Annotated in this window: 15 protein-coding genes, 2 tRNA genes and 1 pseudogene; 11 read left to right on the plus strand and 7 right to left on the minus strand. The window is 65.4% G+C overall.

Annotated elements, in window-relative coordinates:
• Positions 1–2 precede the first annotated feature (2 nt).
• From yidC to rpmH, 4 genes are read right to left on the minus strand one after another with little or no spacing between them, the layout of a single operon-like run.
• Positions 3–1,016: a membrane protein insertase YidC gene (gene yidC / locus ACGFK1_RS23030; RefSeq protein ID WP_393434754.1), complete on the minus strand. Its 1,014-nt coding sequence runs from the start codon at positions 1,014–1,016 to the stop codon at positions 3–5.
• Positions 1,017–1,059: 43 nt separating this feature from the next.
• Positions 1,060–1,350: a membrane protein insertion efficiency factor YidD gene (gene yidD / locus ACGFK1_RS23035; RefSeq protein ID WP_393434644.1), complete on the minus strand. Its 291-nt coding sequence runs from the start codon at positions 1,348–1,350 to the stop codon at positions 1,060–1,062.
• Positions 1,347–1,706 (minus strand): ribonuclease P protein component, encoded by a 360-nt coding sequence (gene rnpA, locus ACGFK1_RS23040; RefSeq protein WP_393434647.1) that lies wholly within the window; start codon positions 1,704–1,706, stop codon positions 1,347–1,349. Before rnpA ends, yidD begins: the two co-directional genes overlap by 4 nt.
• 33 nt (positions 1,707–1,739) lie before the next feature.
• On the minus strand, positions 1,740–1,883 hold the full coding sequence (gene rpmH / locus ACGFK1_RS23045; RefSeq protein WP_015310228.1) for a 50S ribosomal protein L34: 144 nt from the start codon (positions 1,881–1,883) through the stop codon (positions 1,740–1,742).
• Positions 1,884–2,447: 564 nt separating this feature from the next.
• Here rpmH and dnaA point away from each other — a divergent pair.
• From dnaA to ACGFK1_RS23095, 10 genes and pseudogenes are all read left to right on the plus strand, one after another.
• The gene (dnaA, locus tag ACGFK1_RS23050; RefSeq protein ID WP_393434652.1) at positions 2,448–3,959 is read left to right on the plus strand and encodes a chromosomal replication initiator protein DnaA; all 1,512 of its coding nucleotides are present in this window, start codon (positions 2,448–2,450) and stop codon (positions 3,957–3,959) included.
• Positions 3,960–4,519: 560 nt separating this feature from the next.
• Positions 4,520–5,719, plus strand: coding sequence for a DNA polymerase III subunit beta (gene dnaN / locus ACGFK1_RS23055; RefSeq protein ID WP_393434655.1), 1,200 nt, complete (start codon positions 4,520–4,522; stop codon positions 5,717–5,719).
• A gap of 19 nt (positions 5,720–5,738) precedes the next feature.
• Positions 5,739–6,644, plus strand: a pseudogene (gene gnd, locus ACGFK1_RS23060) (phosphogluconate dehydrogenase (NAD(+)-dependent, decarboxylating)); the annotation flags it as partial.
• 27 nt (positions 6,645–6,671) lie between these two features.
• Positions 6,672–7,832: a DNA replication/repair protein RecF gene (recF, locus tag ACGFK1_RS23065; protein ID WP_393434658.1), complete on the plus strand. Its 1,161-nt coding sequence runs from the start codon at positions 6,672–6,674 to the stop codon at positions 7,830–7,832.
• Positions 7,829–8,398, plus strand: a complete 570-nt coding sequence (locus ACGFK1_RS23070) for a DUF721 family protein (RefSeq protein WP_393434661.1) — start codon at positions 7,829–7,831, stop codon at positions 8,396–8,398. Before recF ends, ACGFK1_RS23070 begins: the two co-directional genes overlap by 4 nt.
• A 237-nt stretch (positions 8,399–8,635) precedes the next feature.
• On the plus strand, positions 8,636–10,663 hold the full coding sequence (gene gyrB / locus ACGFK1_RS23075) for a DNA topoisomerase (ATP-hydrolyzing) subunit B (protein ID WP_393434664.1): 2,028 nt from the start codon (positions 8,636–8,638) through the stop codon (positions 10,661–10,663).
• Between the two features lie 34 nt (positions 10,664–10,697).
• Complete coding sequence (gene gyrA / locus ACGFK1_RS23080) at positions 10,698–13,199, plus strand: DNA gyrase subunit A (protein ID WP_393434667.1); 2,502 nt, start codon at positions 10,698–10,700, stop codon at positions 13,197–13,199.
• Between the two features lie 19 nt (positions 13,200–13,218).
• Complete coding sequence (locus ACGFK1_RS23085; protein ID WP_393434670.1) at positions 13,219–14,049, plus strand: DUF3566 domain-containing protein; 831 nt, start codon at positions 13,219–13,221, stop codon at positions 14,047–14,049.
• Positions 14,050–14,176: 127 nt separating this feature from the next.
• Positions 14,177–14,250 (plus strand) — tRNA-Ile (locus ACGFK1_RS23090).
• 138 nt (positions 14,251–14,388) lie between these two features.
• Positions 14,389–14,461 (plus strand) — tRNA-Ala (locus tag ACGFK1_RS23095).
• 13 nt (positions 14,462–14,474) lie between these two features.
• On the opposite strand, the gene ACGFK1_RS23100 is transcribed toward ACGFK1_RS23095, so the two are convergent.
• The 3 genes from ACGFK1_RS23100 to cwsA all read right to left on the minus strand — a co-directional run bounded on the left by ACGFK1_RS23100 (position 14,475) and on the right by cwsA (position 16,617).
• Positions 14,475–14,723, minus strand: a complete 249-nt coding sequence (locus ACGFK1_RS23100) for a hypothetical protein (RefSeq protein ID WP_393434673.1) — start codon at positions 14,721–14,723, stop codon at positions 14,475–14,477.
• A gap of 135 nt (positions 14,724–14,858) precedes the next feature.
• Positions 14,859–16,208, minus strand: coding sequence for an L-serine ammonia-lyase (locus ACGFK1_RS23105; RefSeq protein WP_393434676.1), 1,350 nt, complete (start codon positions 16,206–16,208; stop codon positions 14,859–14,861).
• 19 nt (positions 16,209–16,227) lie between these two features.
• A complete protein-coding gene (cwsA, locus tag ACGFK1_RS23110; protein WP_393434679.1) occupies positions 16,228–16,617 on the minus strand; it encodes a cell wall synthesis protein CwsA in 390 nt (129 codons plus the stop codon).
• 82 nt (positions 16,618–16,699) lie between these two features.
• Here cwsA and ACGFK1_RS23115 point away from each other — a divergent pair, with 82 nt between their 5' ends.
• Positions 16,700–17,245, plus strand: a complete 546-nt coding sequence (locus ACGFK1_RS23115; protein WP_393434682.1) for a peptidylprolyl isomerase — start codon at positions 16,700–16,702, stop codon at positions 17,243–17,245.
• Positions 17,246–17,285: the final 40 nt, after the last annotated feature.

The raw sequence follows: 17,285 nt of genomic DNA on the forward strand, positions 1-17,285 counted from the left end.
GGTCAACGCTTGCGTTTCTTCGGCCGTGCGCCTGGCCGCGGTGCCGCTCCCGGCCGCGGTCCGCCGTCGCCGTCCTCAGGCTCCACAGCGTTCCCGGCGGCCTCGGTGCCGTCGCTCGCGGCGATCTCGGTCGCCTCGGATTGCGCCTTACGTTGACGGGCGGGCTTGGCGCCCGGCTTGGGAGCGTTGGCCGCGCGCCGCTCCTGCGCCTCGACCTTCTTCGCCTCTTCCTCTTTGGCGATCATGCCGAACACGTAGTGCTGCTGTCCGAAGGTCCAGATGTTGTTCGCGAACCAGTACAGGATGATCGCCAGCGGCAGGAACGGTCCGCCGGCGACCACGCCGAACGGGAACACATACAACGCCAGCTTGTTCATCATCGCGGTCTGCGGGTTGGCGGCCGCCTCGGCACTCTGCCGCGCCACCGATGCGCGGCTGTTGAAGTACGTCGCAACGCCCGCCGCGATCATCAACGGAAGGCCGACGGCGATCACCGCCGCGCGGCTGAATTCGGTGAACGCATCCAAGCCGTTGGTCTGCGTCATGTACGCGCCGATCGGTGCGCCGAACAGATTCGCGTCCAGGAAGTGGGCTACGTCCGTCGGGCTGAAGATGTAGTTGCCGATCGACCGGTTCTGCTCGACCGTCAGGTTCAGGTGCCCGATGCCCATCATTCCGCCGGTCCGGTTGAAGGACCGCAGCACGTGATACAGCCCGAGGAACACCGGCACCTGCGCGAAGATGGGCAGGCAGCCCATCAACGGGTTGAACCCGTGCTCGCGCTGCAGCTTCTGCATCTCCAGCGCCATGCGCTGCCGGTCCTTGCCGTACTTCTTCTGCAGCGCCTTGATCTGCGGCTGCAACTCCTGCATCTGCCGCGTGGTCCGGATCTGCCGAACGAAGGGCTTGTACAAGATGGCGCGCAACGTGAAGACGAGGAACATCACCGCCAGCGCCCACGCGAAGAAGTTGGACGGGCCGAGGACGAAAGCGAACGCCTTGTACCAAACCCACATGATCGCCGACACCGGCCAGTAGATGAAGTCCAGGCTGAACCAGTTAAACACGAGTCTCGCTTTCCATTTCGGCGCCGGATTGTGCGCACTCACGCTCGTCACCCGACAGGCGGCGCTCGCGTACCGGGTCCCATCCTCCCCGATGCCACGGACCGCACTTCAGCAACCGCACCGTCGCCAGCCACCCGCCCCGCAGCAACCCGTACTCCGTCAGCGCCTCGACTGCGTATTGGCTACAGGACGGACTGAACCGGCACGTCGGCAATCGCATCGGCGAGATGGTGTGACGGTAGAGCTCGATCAGAAAAATGAGCCCGCGGGCAACCGGTGTCATCGATCGGATGCCTCATTGCGGTGGCGGGTACGGCGCAACGCTGTCCGCAACTCCTGCTCGAGTCGCGCCGAGATGGCGGTGCGACTGCTCGGTAATGCCCGGATCACGATGCGGTCGGCGGGATCGAGTTCGTCGATGACCGTCCGCGCGACGTGTCGCAACCGCCGCGCCACCCGGTGCCGCTGCACCGCGCTGCCGACGGCCTTGGAAACCACCAGACCGATCCGCGGCCCATCTTGTGATCCGTCGGACCGCGACGCGTGTACGACGAGGTCGGGCTGCACCGCCCGCACCCCTTGACTGACCGTGGCACCGAAGTCAGTGGACCGCGTCATCCGGTATCGAGCCGGAAGCACCGCGCTAGACCTTGCCCGAACTCACCCGGGGAGTCACGCAGTCAGCTTGCGGCGCCCCTTGCCACGCCGGTTCGACACGATCGCCCGGCCGGCGCGGGTGCGCATCCGCAGCCGGAACCCGTGCACCCGCGCGCGTCGGCGGTTGTTGGGCTGAAAGGTCCGCTTGCCCTTGGCCACGGCTGTTCACTCCTCGTTGCGTCTGGCATCCGCAACCCATGCCGAATACACCTCGGGGGGGACGCGGTTGCCGTTGGTAAGCTCGTCCGTCTTGCGTGCTAACCGGCGCGGTCTCCAGACAGCCCTGGGTCGCAGCCGTATCGCCACGTTCGGGCGACTGTTCGAGGGTACTGACGAGATTTCGCTGGGTCAAACCTCGCCTGAGCGACCACCCGGCAGGCCTGGACGCTTTACATTCGCCACAGCCGTCACGCCCTGGTCGTGAGCAAAAATCTGACTCCGGTGAATGTTGCAGAACGGTTGGCACTCGGGAAGAAAACTGTTAGCTTCTGCCAATGCCGCTTCGATAACGAAACGGCGACGACAACGAAGCGAGGACGCCGACCAAGTCGCGAGCCCACAGTGCGCAACATCACTGTGACGAGCCCCGGCCCGCGGTGTTCTCGCCGGTAGACAACAGAGCGAGATGGCTGTCCTGTCTCCACAGGCTGTGGATAACTATGTGGACAGTTCGTCATCGTTCATTTGGTCGTCTCCGGATCGGCCTCGAGGGGGTAGTGGTCATTGACAGCTGACCCCGACCCACCCTTCGTCGCAGTCTGGAACAACGTGGTGGCCGAACTCAACGGCGACACCCACAACGGCGGAACTCACAACGGAGACTCCGCAATTCCCACCCTTACCCCGCAGCAAAGAGCCTGGTTGAAGCTGGTTCAGCCACTCGTCATCGCGGAGGGGTTTGCCTTGCTGTCCGTGCCGACCCCGTTTGTCCAGAACGAGATCGAACGGCACCTGCGCGAACCGATCATTTCTGCGTTGAGCCGTCAGCTGGGTCAGCGCGTCGAACTAGGTGTGCGCATCGCAGCCCCCACCCCGGCCGACTCCGATGAAGCCGTCAGCGGCTTCGCATCGACGCCGTCCATCCCTTCCATCGCCGAAGCCGATGAAGTCGACGAGGACTCCGAAGCGCTCGCCAGTGCCGAGGAAAGCTGGCCGACGTACTTCGCCAACCGCCCGCAGGGGATGTCCGCAGGCGAGCCGACGGCGGTCAACCTGAACCGCCGCTACACGTTCGACACCTTCGTCATCGGAGCGTCGAATCGGTTCGCTCACGCCGCCACCCTCGCGATTGCTGAGGCGCCCGCCAGGGCCTACAACCCGTTGTTCATCTGGGGCGAATCCGGGCTCGGCAAGACACATCTCCTGCATGCCGCAGGTAATTACGCCCAACGGCTGTTTCCCGGCATGCGCGTCAAGTACGTGTCCACCGAAGAATTCACTAACGACTTCATTAACTCGCTGCGCGACGACCGCAAGGCGTCGTTCAAGCGCAGCTACCGAGACATCGACGTGTTGTTGGTCGATGACATCCAATTCATCGAAGGCAAGGAAGGCATCCAGGAAGAGTTCTTCCACACCTTCAACACGCTGCACAACGCGAACAAGCAGATCGTCATCTCCTCTGACCGGCCGCCCAAGCAGCTGGCCACGCTGGAGGACCGGCTGCGGACCCGGTTCGAATGGGGGCTGATCACCGACGTCCAGCCGCCCGAACTGGAGACGCGGATCGCGATTCTGCGCAAGAAGGCTCAGATGGATCGCCTCGACGTACCTGGCGACGTGCTCGAGTTGATCGCGAGCAGCATCGAGCGAAACATCCGCGAACTCGAGGGCGCCCTGATCCGCGTCACCGCGTTTGCGTCACTGAACAAGACGCCTATCGACAAGTCGTTGGCCGAGATCGTGCTGCGCGACCTGATCGCGGACGCCGGCACGATGCAGATCAGCACCGCGACCATCATGGCGGCGACCGCCGAATACTTCGAGACCACGGTTGAGGAATTGCGCGGGCCGGGCAAGACCAGGGCGCTGGCGCAGTCCCGACAGATCGCCATGTACCTGTGTCGGGAGCTCACCGACCTGTCCTTGCCCAAGATCGGCCAAGCGTTCGGCCGCGACCACACCACGGTCATGTATGCGGAGAAGAAGATCCGGGGCGAAATGGCCGAGCGCCGTGAGGTCTTCGACCACGTCAAAGAACTGACCACGCGCATCCGTCAGCGGTCCAAGCGCTGACCTCGCGTCGTCTGACGACGTTTCCTGTTCCTGAATCGCGGGTAACTCCGGGGTGGCCTCTTGCGTACCCGGAAAACTTCCAAAAAACTTTGGCACCGTCGGCCCCAGTTGTCACAGGGAGCCGGTGTGGATACCCGTGTGGACAACCTGCGGTCAACCATCGAGTTTTCTCGTGATTCGTTCACAATGCGACCGAAGTCCACAACGCGGGCGCCGCTTCTTGGAAAGTATCCCCAACTCGTCAACACGTGGCAGTGCGCGTCACGCAGGGCGGACTTGTGGTTATCCCCAGCATCCACAAGCCCTAATACTGTTGCTCGTATATCTCCATAGATTCTTCTTCGAAGAAGCGCCTTGGGGACACGACGATTCGCCGAGCGCACATCCGCTCATCGAACGCCGATGTCACCGCGATCGATTAGCTTTCAAGTTGAGGCGGAAAGCTCTACGGTGGTTCATCGACAGCCGTTACGGTCGTCGGAGCGCATCGGGCAGACGCGTCGCGAGACACCGGGAAACCGCTGGTAAGACCTTGTTGTGGTGTGTATCGAAGGGACGCTATGGACGTGGCGACGACAACCGTTGGTCTCACCGATCTGAAATTCCGGCTAGTTCGCGAAGACTTCGCCGACGCCGTGGCCTGGGTTGCCAGGAATTTGCCCACTCGGCCCACCGTGCCGGTGTTGGCCGGAGTGCTGCTCACCGGCACCGATGATGGGCTCACCATCTCGGGATTCGACTATGAAGTATCCGCCGAAGTGCGGGTCGCCGCTGAAATCGCTTCTCCTGGAAGCGTTTTGGTCTCTGGCCGGTTGTTGTCCGACATCACCAGGGCGTTGCCGGCGAAGCCCGTTGACGTCAGCGTCGAGGGAACGCGCGTTTCACTGACTTGCGGCAGCGCCCGTTTCTCGTTGCCCACCATGGCGGTCGAGGATTACCCGGCGCTGCCTGCGCTGCCGGAGGACACCGGCGTCGTCTCGTCGCAGTTGTTCGCCGAGGCCATCGGCCAGGTCGCGGTCGCCGCCGGACGCGATGACACGTTGCCCATGCTCACCGGCATCCGGGTCGAGATCTCCGGTGAAAAGGTCGTTTTGGCGGCCACCGACCGATTCCGGCTCGCGGTACGTGAACTGACATGGTCGACCACGTCGGCAGACCTCGAGGCGGCGGTCCTCGTTCCGGCCAAGACGTTGGCCGAGGCGGCGAAGGCCGGTGCCGATGGTACCGATGTGCACCTGTCGCTCGGGAGCGGGGCGGCGGTCGGCACCGAAGGTCTGCTGGGTATTCGCAGCGACGGCAAGCGCAGCACCACGCGCTTGCTCGACGCGGAGTTCCCGAAGTTCCGTCAGCTGCTGCCCGCCGAGCACACCGCGATCGCGACCATCGGCGTCGCCGAACTCACCGAGGCGATCAAGCGTGTGGCATTGGTCGCCGACCGCGGCGCTCAGGTGCGCATGGAGTTCGCCGACGATGTGCTGCGACTGTCGGCAGGCGCTGATGACGTCGGCCGTGCGGAAGAAGATCTTCCTGTCGCCTTCTCGGGTGACCCGCTGACCATCGCGTTCAATCCGACGTACCTGACCGACGGGTTGGGCTCGTTGCACTCGGACCGCGTGACGTTCGGATTCACCACCCCGAGCCGTCCCGCGGTGCTGCGGCCTGCGGGTGAGGACGATGGGTCCGCCGGTGGAAGCGGGCCGTTCCCCGCCGCTCAAACCGACTACGTCTACCTGCTGATGCCGGTGCGGCTTCCGGGCTGACCGGCCCTACCGCCACGAAAGAGGCGCGCACATGCAATTGGGTCTCGTCGGCCTAGGCAAAATGGGCTTCAACATGCGGGAGCGCCTGCGTCAGGGTGGTCACGAGGTGGTTGGTTTCGACCCGCGACCCGAGGTCACCGACGTGCCGACGCTGGCAGCACTGGCCGAGGCGCTCACCGCGCCGCGGGTGGTCTGGGTGATGGTGCCCTCCGGTCCGGTGACGCATGAAACCATCGCGGCGTTGGCCCAGGTGCTTCGGGCGGGCGACATGGTGATCGACGGTGGCAATTCGCGATACACCGAAGACGGGCCGCACGCAAAACTATTGGGCGACAAGGGAATCGCGTACATCGACGCCGGAGTGTCCGGTGGTGTGTGGGGACTGACGGAGGGCTACGGCCTCATGGTCGGCGGCAGCGACGCCGACGTCCAGAGGGCCATGCCGATCTTCGACACGTTGCGTCCGCCCGGCCCGCGAGAAGACGGATTCGTGCACGCAGGACCGGTCGGTGCGGGCCATTACGCCAAGATGGTGCACAACGGAATCGAATACGGCCTGATGATGGCCTACGCCGAGGGTTACGAGTTGCTGGCCGCAGAAGACCTGATCACTGACACCCAGGCCGTCATCCAGGCCTGGACGAATGGCACGGTGGTTCGGTCGTGGTTGCAGCAACTGCTGGCCAAGGCGTTGAAGGAGGACCCCGAATTCGACGCGATCAGCGGTTATACCGAGGATTCGGGTGAGGGCCGTTGGACTGTCGAGGAGGCCATCAACCACCGGGTGCCGATGCCGGTGATCGCGGCGTCGTTGTTCGCGCGGTTTGCCTCCCGACAGGAGGAATCGCCGGCGATGAAGGCCGTTTCGGCGTTGCGTAATCAGTTCGGTGGCCACGCCGTGAAACGAATCAGCGAGTCCGGATAGGTGACGCGCACGCGAGGAGCGTATTGAGTGCACGTTCGGCGTCTGGGCTTACAAGACTTCCGGTCGTGGCCGAAGGTCGATCTGGAATTGACCCCTGGCCGGACCGTGTTCGTCGGCCCGAACGGCTTCGGGAAGACGAACCTCGTTGAGGCCCTATGGTATTCGTCGACGCTGGGTTCACATCGGGTGGCCTCGGATGCGCCGTTGATCCGAGCGGGCGCGGAGCGGGCGGTGGTGTCGACCATCGTGGTGAACGACGGCCGCGAGCTCGCCGTCGACCTGGAGATCACGGCGGGCCGGGCCAACAAAGCGCGGCTGAACCGCTCCCCCGTCCGGTCGGCACGCGAAATCCTCGGGGTGCTGCGGGCGGTGCTGTTCGCTCCCGAGGATTTGGCGCTGGTCCGCGGCGACCCCAGTGAGCGGCGCCGCTATCTCGACGAGCTGGCCACCACCAGGAGGCCGCGGATAGCAGGAATACGAGCCGATTACGACAAGGTGCTGCGGCAGCGGTCCGCGTTGTTGAAGACCGCGGGCGGGGCCCGGCACCGCGGCGACCGCAGCGTGTTGGACACCCTCGATGTGTGGGACGGGCATCTGGCCGCGCACGGAGCACAGCTGATCTCCGCGCGGGTGGCACTGGTCAACCAGCTGGCGCCGGAAGTAGAAAAGGCCTACCAGCTACTGGCGCCCGCGTCGCGGCCCGCGGCCATCCAGTACCGCAGCGGGGTCGAGATCGTCGAGAGCGAGGCGGCCGCCGGAAACGACAGCGTCGAGGTGTTCGAGGCGGCGCTGCTCGATGCACTGGCCCGACGGCGTGACGCCGAACTCGAGCGCGGTGTCTGTCTGGTGGGTCCGCACCGCGACGACCTGGAACTGCGGTTGGGTGATCAGGTCGCGAAAGGCTTTGCAAGCCACGGTGAATCGTGGTCGATGGCGTTGGCGCTGCGGCTGGCGGGCTATGAACTGCTTCGCGCCGAAGGCGGCGACCCGGTGTTACTACTCGACGACGTGTTCGCCGAACTGGACAACGCCCGCCGGCAGGCGTTGGCGAACGTCGCAGGCAACGCGGAGCAGGTGTTGGTGACGGCGGCCGTGCACGAGGACATCCCGGGCGACTGGGACGCCCGCCGCATCGAGATCACCATGCAGGACGACGACGGTGGCCGGATGTCGAAGGTGGTGTCATGAACGACGACGAGAATCCTGACGAGACCGCCGCAGGCCCGCCGGCGCACCTGGCCGGATTGGCCGGCATGGATCTGGTGCGCCGAACCCTGGAGGAGGCCCGCGGCGCGGCCAGGACGCAGGGCAAGGACGTCGGCCGTGGCCGCACCTCGCCCGCCCGACGCAGGGTCGCCGGGACCAGTCGCCGCCGCTGGTCGGGGCCCGGCCCCGACTCGCGGGACCCACAGCTTCTCGGCGCCGCCACCAGCGATCTGGCCCGGCGGCGCGGTTGGTCGGGCCGGGTCGCGGAAGGCTCGGTCTTCGGCCGGTGGCCCAGTGTGGTCGGTGAGCAGATCGCCGCACACGCGTCGCCGACAGCACTCAACGACGGGGTGCTGACCGTGTCGGCCGAGTCGACGGCGTGGGCCACGCAGCTTCGGATGGTGCAGGCGCAACTGTTGGCCAAGATCGCCGCCGCGGTCGGCGACGGCGTGGTGACGTCGCTGAAAATCGTCGGCCCGGTGGCGCCGTCGTGGCGGAAGGGGCGCTACCACATCGCCGGCCGCGGACCCCGCGACACGTACGGCTGAGGGCGTCCGCGCCGGTGGGCTGAGAGCCGCCAGAACGCCACGACCCTACCGCTTGAGCGACTTCACGCACCTGAGATCGAGAAATTCCACAGACGGCGCAAATAGGTGTGCAGAAACGCCGCCTCAGGATCGGTCCCGGCGCTATCAGCCGGTAGACTGTTGTCATGACTTGCCGACGGTGACCGATTCGCCGTCAGAGCACCACCCCCCATTCAGAAAGTAGGGAAGCTTCCGCCCGTGGCTGCTGCTAAGAAGAAAGCACAGGAACAGTACGGCGCCGACTCCATCAAGGTCCTCGAGGGCCTGGAAGCCGTCCGCAAACGTCCCGGCATGTACATCGGTTCCACCGGTGAGCGGGGCCTGCACCACCTCATCTGGGAGGTCGTGGACAACGCGGTCGACGAAGCGATGGCTGGCTTCGCCACCGAAGTCTCGGTGCGACTCCTCGACGACGGGGGCGTCGAGGTCACCGACAACGGGCGCGGCATCCCGGTGGCCATGCACTCGACCGGCATCCCCACCGTTGACGTCGTAATGACGGTGCTGCACGCGGGCGGCAAGTTCGAGGAAGGCGCTTACAGCGTTTCCGGCGGTCTGCACGGGGTGGGCGTCTCGGTTGTGAACGCGTTGTCCACCCGGCTGGAGGCGGATATCCGCACCGACGGCTACGAGTGGTTCCAGTCCTACGACAACTCGGTTCCTGGCACTCTCAAGCAGGGCGAGAAAACCAAGAAGACCGGCACTACCATCCGGTTCTGGGCCGACCCGAATGTCTTCGAAACCACCAACTACGACTTCGAGACGGTGGCCCGCAGACTGCAGGAGATGGCGTTCCTCAACAAGGGGCTGACCATCACCCTGTCCGATGAGCGGGTGTCTGCCGAAGAGGTCACCGACGAGGTGGTCAGTGATACCGCCGAGGCGCCCAAGTCGGCGGAGGAGAAGGCAGCCGAGGCGGCCGGCCCGCACAAGGTGAAGAACCGGACCTTCCACTACCCCGGCGGTTTGGTCGACTTCGTCAAGCACATCAACAGGACCAAGACGCCGATCCATCAGAGCATCGTCGATTTCGCTGGCAAGGGTGAAGGGCACGAGGTGGAGATCGCGATGCAGTGGAACGCCGGCTACTCGGAGTCGGTGCACACCTTCGCCAACACCATCAACACCCACGAGGGTGGCACCCACGAAGAGGGCTTCCGCGCCGCGCTCACCAGCGTGGTGAACAAGTACGCCAAGGACAAGAAGCTCCTCAAGGACAAAGACCCCAACCTGACCGGCGACGACATCCGCGAGGGCCTGGCCGCGGTGATCTCGGTGAAGGTGGCCGAACCGCAGTTCGAGGGCCAGACCAAGACCAAGCTCGGCAACACCGAGGTGAAGTCGTTCGTGCAGAAGATCTGCAACGAGCAGATGAGCCACTGGTTCGAGGCCAACCCCGCCGAGGCGAAAACCGTTGTCAACAAAGCTGTTTCGTCGGCGCAGGCGCGGATCGCGGCGCGCAAGGCCCGTGAGCTGGTCCGCCGCAAGAGCGCCACCGACATCGGCGGCCTGCCGGGCAAGCTCGCGGACTGCCGCTCCACTGATCCACGCAAGTCGGAACTGTATGTGGTGGAGGGTGACTCGGCCGGTGGCTCCGCCAAGAGCGGCCGCGATTCGATGTTCCAGGCGATTCTGCCGTTGCGCGGCAAGATCATCAACGTCGAGAAGGCACGCATCGACCGGGTGCTGAAGAACACCGAAGTCCAGGCGATCATCACCGCGCTGGGCACCGGCATCCACGACGAGTTCGACATCACCAAGCTGCGCTATCACAAGATCGTGCTGATGGCCGACGCCGACGTGGACGGCCAGCACATCTCGACGTTGCTGTTGACGCTGCTGTTCCGGTTCATGAAGCCGCTGATCGAGAACGGCCACGTGTTCCTGGCACAACCGCCGCTGTACAAGCTGAAGTGGCAGCGTTCCGAGCCGGAGTTCGCCTATTCCGACCGCGAGCGTGACGGCCTGCTCGAAGCGGGCAAGAAGGCGGGTCGCAAGATCAACGTCGACGACGGCATCCAGCGTTACAAGGGTCTCGGTGAGATGGACGCCAAGGAGTTGTGGGAAACCACCATGGACCCCTCCGTGCGGGTGTTGCGCCAAGTCACGCTGGACGACGCCGCCGCCGCCGACGAGTTGTTCTCGATCCTGATGGGCGAGGACGTCGAGGCACGCCGCAGCTTCATCACGCGCAACGCCAAAGACGTTCGCTTCCTTGATGTTTAGCCGCAAAGTACACAACAATTAGGGCTGAAAATTCATGACTGACACCACGTTGCCGCCTGGCGACGAAGCCGGCGACCGCATCGAGCCTGTCGACATTCAGCAGGAGATGCAGCGCAGCTACATCGACTACGCGATGAGCGTCATCGTCGGGCGCGCGCTGCCCGAGGTGCGCGACGGACTCAAGCCGGTACACCGCCGGGTGCTCTACGCGATGTACGACTCGGGCTTCCGCCCCGATCGCAGCCACGCGAAATCCGCACGCTCCGTTGCGGAGACGATGGGCAATTACCATCCGCACGGCGACGCGTCGATCTACGACACATTGGTCCGGATGGCTCAGCCGTGGTCGCTGCGGTACCCGCTGGTCGACGGCCAGGGCAACTTCGGCTCGCCGGGTAACGATCCGCCAGCGGCGATGAGGTACACCGAAGCGCGGCTGACTCCGCTTGCCATGGAGATGCTGCGCGAAATCGACGAGGAGACAGTCGATTTCATCCCGAATTACGACGGGCGTGTGCAGGAGCCGACGGTTCTGCCGAGCCGGTTCCCGAACCTGCTCGCCAACGGCTCGGGCGGTATCGCGGTCGGCATGGCCACCAACATCCCGCCGCACAATCTGCGTGAGCTCGCCGAGGCGGTGTACTGGTGTCTGGAGAACCACGACGCCGACGAGGAAGCCACGCTCGAGGCGGTGTGTGAGCGCATCAAGGGTCCCGACTTCCCCACCAAGGGTCTGATCGTCGGCTCGCAGGGCATCGCCGACATGTACAGCACCGGCCGTGGGTCGGTGCGGATGCGCGGCGTCTGCGAAATCGAGGAGGACAACCGCGGACGCACCGGCATCGTGATCACCGAGCTGCCGTATCAGGTGAACCACGACAACTTCATCACCTCGATCGCCGAGCAGGTCCGCGACGGGAAGCTGGCGGGCATCTCGAACATCGAGGACCAGTCCAGCGACCGTGTCGGCCTGCGGATCGTGGTCGAGCTCAAGCGCGACGCCGTGGCCAAGGTGGTGCTGAACAACCTCTACAAGCACACCCAGCTGCAGACCAGTTTCGGCGCCAACATGCTGGCCATCGTCGACGGCGTGCCCCGCACGCTGCGGCTTGACCAGCTGATCCGCCACTACGTCAACCACCAACTCGATGTCATCGTTCGGCGCACCACCTACCGGCTGCGCAAGGCCAACGAGCGGGCTCACATCCTGCGCGGTCTGGTCAAGGCGCTCGACGCGCTGGACGAAGTGATCGCGTTGATCCGGGCGTCGGAGACCGTCGATGTGGCCCGGCAGGGCTTGATCGAACTGCTCGACATCGACGAGATCCAGGCGCAGGCGATCCTGGACATGCAGTTGCGCCGGCTGGCCGCGCTGGAACGTCAGAAGATCGTCGACGACCTCGCCAAGATCGAGGCCGAGATCGCCGACCTGGAAGACATCCTGGCCAAGCCCGAGCGGCAGCGCGCCATCGTGCGCGACGAGCTCAAGGAGATCGTCGACAAATACGGCGACGACCGGTTGACCCGCATCGTCGCCGCCGACGGGGACGTCAGCGACGAGGACCTGATCGCTCGCGAGAACGTCGTCGTCACGATCACCGAGACCGGGTACGCCAAGCGCACGAAGACCGACCTGTACCGCAGTCAGAAACGTGGCGGCAAGGGTGTGCAGGGCGCAGGGCTCAAGCAGGACGACATCGTCAACCACTTCTTCGTGTGCTCGACGCACGACTGGATCCTGTTCTTCACCACCCAGGGCAGGGTGTACCGCGCCAAGGCGTACGACCTGCCGGAGGCGTCACGCACCGCGCGGGGTCAGCACGTCGCGAACCTGCTGGCCTTCCAGCCGGAAGAGCGCATCGCGCAGGTGATCCAGATCAGGAGCTACGAGGACGCGCCGTACCTCGTGTTGGCCACCAAGAACGGCCTGGTGAAGAAGTCCAAGCTGACCGACTTCGACTCCAACCGGTCGGGCGGCATCGTCGCGGTGAACCTGCGCGACGGTGACGAACTGGTGGGCGCGGTGCTGTGCTCGGCAGAGGACGATCTGCTGTTGGTGTCGGCCAAGGGTCAGTCGATCCGGTTCTCAGCAACCGATGAAGCACTGCGGCCGATGGGCCGGGCCACCTCCGGTGTGCAGGGCATGCGATTCAACGAAGAGGACACGCTGCTGTCGTTGAATGTGGTGCAGCCGGACACATATTTGCTGGTCGCAACGTCCGGCGGGTACTCCAAGCGGACCGCGATCGACGAGTATCCGGTCCAGGGCCGCGGCGGCAAAGGGGTGCTGACGATCCAGTTCGACAAGCGCCGTGGCACTCTGGTCGGAGCGTTGATAGTCGATGACGACACAGAGTTGTACGCCATCACTTCCGGTGGGGGCGTCATCCGGACGGCGGCTCGCCAGGTTCGCAAGGCCGGGCGGCAGACCAAGGGTGTTCGCTTGATGAACCTGGGTGAGGGCGACACACTGGTTGCCATTGCGCGTAACGCCGAGGAAAACGAGGCCCCTGACGACCCTGTCGCCGAGGCCTGAGACCGCTAAGGAGCCGTAGGTGAGTTCACCGAACGAGCCGGGGTACCCGCGCACGGGTGAGGCCCCCGGCAGCGCCAACGGCTCCGGCGGCGGGCCGTCGTCAACCGAAAACGGCTCGCCCGGCAACCCATCCCCACGCGGCGGCAACGACGTGCCACCTTGGCAGCGGGGGCCCGCGGGCGCCAGGCGCCAGCCGCAGCGGCAGGCACCCGAGGGCGGCCACAACGCCGGTGTGGACGCCCGGCTGAACCGCTTCATCGCGGGCGGGTCCGGGGCGCCTGCGCATGACCAGGACGGGGCACCGTTCGGTGAGCGCACCGAAACGGTGCGGCCCGAGACGTATGCCAGCGAGCTGCCCGACTTGTCGGGGCCCGCGCCACGGCAGGCGCAGCCACGCAAGGCGACCTCCGAGCAGCGGCCGGCGGCGGAGCCGGCGAGCCGCCCTTCGGCCTCCGGTCGGACGCAGGTCGGTAACCGGCACAAGGGGCCGGTGCGGGCCAGCATGCAGATCCGCCGGATCGACCCGTGGAGCACGCTGAAGGTGTCGCTGGTGTTGTCGGTGGCGCTGTTCTTCGTCTGGATGATCGCGGTCGCGTTCCTGTATCTGGTGCTGGGCGGCATGGGCGTGTGGAGCAAGCTGAACAGCAACGTCGGCGACCTGCTGACCAGTGCGGGCGGCAGCACCGGCGGCGAGCTGGTATCCAGCGGAACGATCTTCGGCGGGGCTGCGCTGATCGGTCTGGTGAACATCGTGCTGCTGACCGCGATGGCGACGTGCGCGGCGTTCATCTACAACTTGACCACCGATCTGGTCGGTGGCGTCGAGGTGACGCTGGCGGACAGGGATTGAGGTCCGGCGGGGTAGGACCGATGGGGGCACCTCCCGCCCCGAAGGGGCAGGGGGCGGACTTGGGAGGATTGGGTTTGGGCGGCGGCCTACCGGTGCGGTAATCTCGTCGCTCGTCCGTGCGGATTTCGGGGCTATAGCTCAGGCGGTTAGAGCGCTTCGCTGATAACGAAGAGGTCGGAGGTTCGAGTCCTCCTAGCCCCACGGAAAGGTGCACACCTTGAGGCTGGTGTTCGTGCTCGCATCGGGGATCGTGGTCGCCGTCGTCATCACGATCTGGCGGTCACGGCACGGCGTCGAGGTGTGGCACACCGCGGCCGACGTGCCGTCCTGACCACATCAGGGGCCTTAGCTCAGTTGGTAGAGCGCTACCTTTGCAAGGTAGATGTCAGGAGTTCGATTCTCCTAGGCTCCACAACGTCTGTCTGCTAGCCGTGTCGGCCGCGGTGATGGAACAGCAGTCCGCCGTACTCGCCGAACGGATACTGCGCCTGCGAGTCGAACGTCGGAGGCAGTGCACTCACCTGAGCGTTGCCCTCTGTCTGACACACGCTGGCATTGCCGGTGAAGCTGCACGGCGGCGGTGTCGCATCTGCCTGTGCCAGCGGTGCCAGGGTGATTGCCGCGGCACCACCGGCGGCCAGCACGGCGGGCGCAACGAGATTACGGATCTTCATGGTTCGGCCTTTCATTTGTCGAGCAGTTCGTTGTGAACTTGCTTGCGGCCGAACGTATCTCCGCTGGGTGGTTGCTGGCTCGCTTGTGTGCACAACTTTGCACAATGGGCGATTAGCAGGTTCTGCGCATTGTGCTCAGCACTCGACGACATTGAGGGCGAGCCCGCCCGTCGAGGTCTCCTTGTACTTGTCTTTCATGTCGGCGCCGGTGTCGCGCATCGTCTTGATCGCGGTATCGAGGCTGACGTGATGAGTTCCGTCTCCGTGCAACGCCATTCGCGCCGCAGTGATCGCCTTGACCGCCGCCACCGCGTTGCGCTCGATGCACGGAATCTGCACCAGGCCGCCGACAGGATCACAGGTCAGCCCGAGGTTGTGTTCGATGCCGATCTCGGCGGCGTTCTCGACCTGCGCAGGCGTTCCGCCGAGCACGGCCGCCAACCCGGCGGCGGCCATCGAGCACGCCGAACCGACCTCCCCCTGGCAGCCGACCTCCGCGCCCGAGATCGACGCGTTGGCTTTGAATAGCTGACCGATCGCCGCGGCCGTCAGGAGGAACTCGATGATGCCGTCCTCCGTCGCACCGGGAACGAACCGCCAATAGTAGTGCAGCACAGCAGGAATGACGCCGGCTGCGCCGTTGGTGGGCGCGGTCACCACCCGCCCGCCGCCGGCGTTCTCCTCGTTGACGGCCAGCGCGTAGACCGTCAGCCAATCCATCGCATACAGCGGATCGTCGGGGTCCAGCGACTCGGCGAGTAGCCGCGCCCGGCGCTTGACGCGAAGCCTTCCCGGCAGCGTCCCCGATGCCGCGAGACCGGCCTCGACGCACTCCTGGAAGGCCGCCCAGATCCGCAGCAGGCCCGCCCGCAGGTCGGCCTCGCGGCCGAGCGCGGCTTCGTTACGGGCCATCAATTCGGCGATGCTGCAACGTTCTTCGGTCGCCAACCGGACGAGTTCCTCGGCGGTGTTGAACGGATACGGGACCGCGGCCTCCTCGCGCGGCGTCGCCGCCTCGTCCTCGTCGACGACGAACCCGCCGCCGACCGAGTAGTAGACACGACGAGTCAGTTCGGCGCCGTCGCTGTCGAAGGCCAGGAACACCATGCCGTTGCTGTGAAAGTCCATGGCGCGCAACGACAATACGATGTCTGCGGTGTGGTCGAAAGCAATTGCGTGCGAGCCGGCCAGCAGCAGCCTGCCGCCGGAGTTGATCTCCTCGACTCTGGTTCTGGCGAACGCCGGATCGATGGTCTCCGGCTGGTTGCCCTCGAGTCCGAGAACCACCGCGCCCGGCGTGCCGTGCCCGGCGCCCGTGGCGCCCAGCGATCCGTACAACTCGATGCGTACCCGCGCCACGGCGGGCAGCATCCCGTCGTCGGCGAGGTGAGATGCGAACCGCCCCGCGGCTCGCATCGGCCCGACGGTGTGGGAACTCGACGGCCCAATGCCGATGGAGAACAGATCAAAGACCGAGACGGCCACGGCGACGACCCAGGCGCGACTACGGTTTGGGCGTCACGTCGACGCTGGGCGGCAACGGCGACGGCTCGGGCTGCATCGACCGGCGGACGATCGAAAACGCCACCGCTCCCCCGGCCAGCACCGCCGCGCCCGCTGCGACGAACAGCAACGGCCGCCGCTTGCGCTTGGGCTTGCGGGCGTCTGCGATCGCTGCGGGCAGGTTGGCGATGACCTCCTGCGCCTCACCGATCTCCTTGGCCAGCCTGCTCTTTTCCAGACTGCGACGGATCCGTCCCGCCGCCGACTGGGCGCCGTGCAGGCTCAGGCCCACTGTGCCGAGGGTGACGTCGACCGGACCGACCGCCGAGTACTTCAACCCTCGACTCAGCCGCTGGCTCGGGGTCAACCGAACGTCCGTCTTCAAGCTCATGTCCACCTCTTTCGCGGCGTGATCGTCAGTCGCCTCCCAGCCTGCCACCAACTGCCACCCCGCGTCGGCGGTTGGACGGCAGGTGGCAGACTGGCATCCCGTGACGAGCCCCATTCAGACAGCGACCGCGACTCTGCACACCAACCGCGGTGACATCAAGATCGCACTGTTCGGCAACCACGCCCCCAAGACCGTCGGGAATTTCGTCGGACTGGCGCAGGGCACCCAGGACTACAGCACCGAGAACGCATCGGGCGGCTCGTCGGGTCCGTTCTACGACGGCGCGGTCTTCCACCGCGTCATCGAGGGTTTCATGATCCAGGGCGGCGATCCGACCGGCACCGGTCGCGGCGGCCCCGGCTATCAGTTCGCCGACGAGTTCCACCCGGAGTTGCAGTTCGACAAGCCCTATCTGTTGGCGATGGCCAACGCGGGACCCGGGACCAACGGCTCGCAGTTCTTCATCACGGTCGGCAAGACGCCGCATCTGAATCGCCGCCACACGATCTTCGGTGAGGTGGTCGATCCGGAATCGCAGAAGGTGGTGGACGCCATCGCCACGACGCCCACCGATCGCAGCGACCGGCCGACCGAACCGGTGGTGATCGAGTCGATCACGGTCTCCTAGCGGAGCTCAGCTCGAACCGACCGCGGCCCGGCCGGTTCGA

The sequence above is a fragment of the Mycobacterium sp. NPDC048908 genome (assembly GCF_043197955.1).
GTDB lineage: Bacteria > Actinomycetota > Actinomycetes > Mycobacteriales > Mycobacteriaceae > Mycobacterium.

Coding starts and splice junctions, on each gene's coding strand:
- yidC (WP_393434754.1), bottom strand. CDS start 1,016: ATGTGGGTTTGGTACAAGGCGTTCGCTTTCGTCCTCGGCCCGTCCAAC.
- yidD (WP_393434644.1), bottom strand. CDS start 1,350: ATGACACCGGTTGCCCGCGGGCTCATTTTTCTGATCGAGCTCTACCGT.
- dnaN (WP_393434655.1), top strand. CDS start 4,520: ATGGACGTGGCGACGACAACCGTTGGTCTCACCGATCTGAAATTCCGG.
- ACGFK1_RS23070 (WP_393434661.1), top strand. CDS start 7,829: ATGAACGACGACGAGAATCCTGACGAGACCGCCGCAGGCCCGCCGGCG.
- gyrA (WP_393434667.1), top strand. CDS start 10,698: ATGACTGACACCACGTTGCCGCCTGGCGACGAAGCCGGCGACCGCATC.
- ACGFK1_RS23100 (WP_393434673.1), bottom strand. CDS start 14,723: ATGAAGATCCGTAATCTCGTTGCGCCCGCCGTGCTGGCCGCCGGTGGT.
- cwsA (WP_393434679.1), bottom strand. CDS start 16,617: ATGAGCTTGAAGACGGACGTTCGGTTGACCCCGAGCCAGCGGCTGAGT.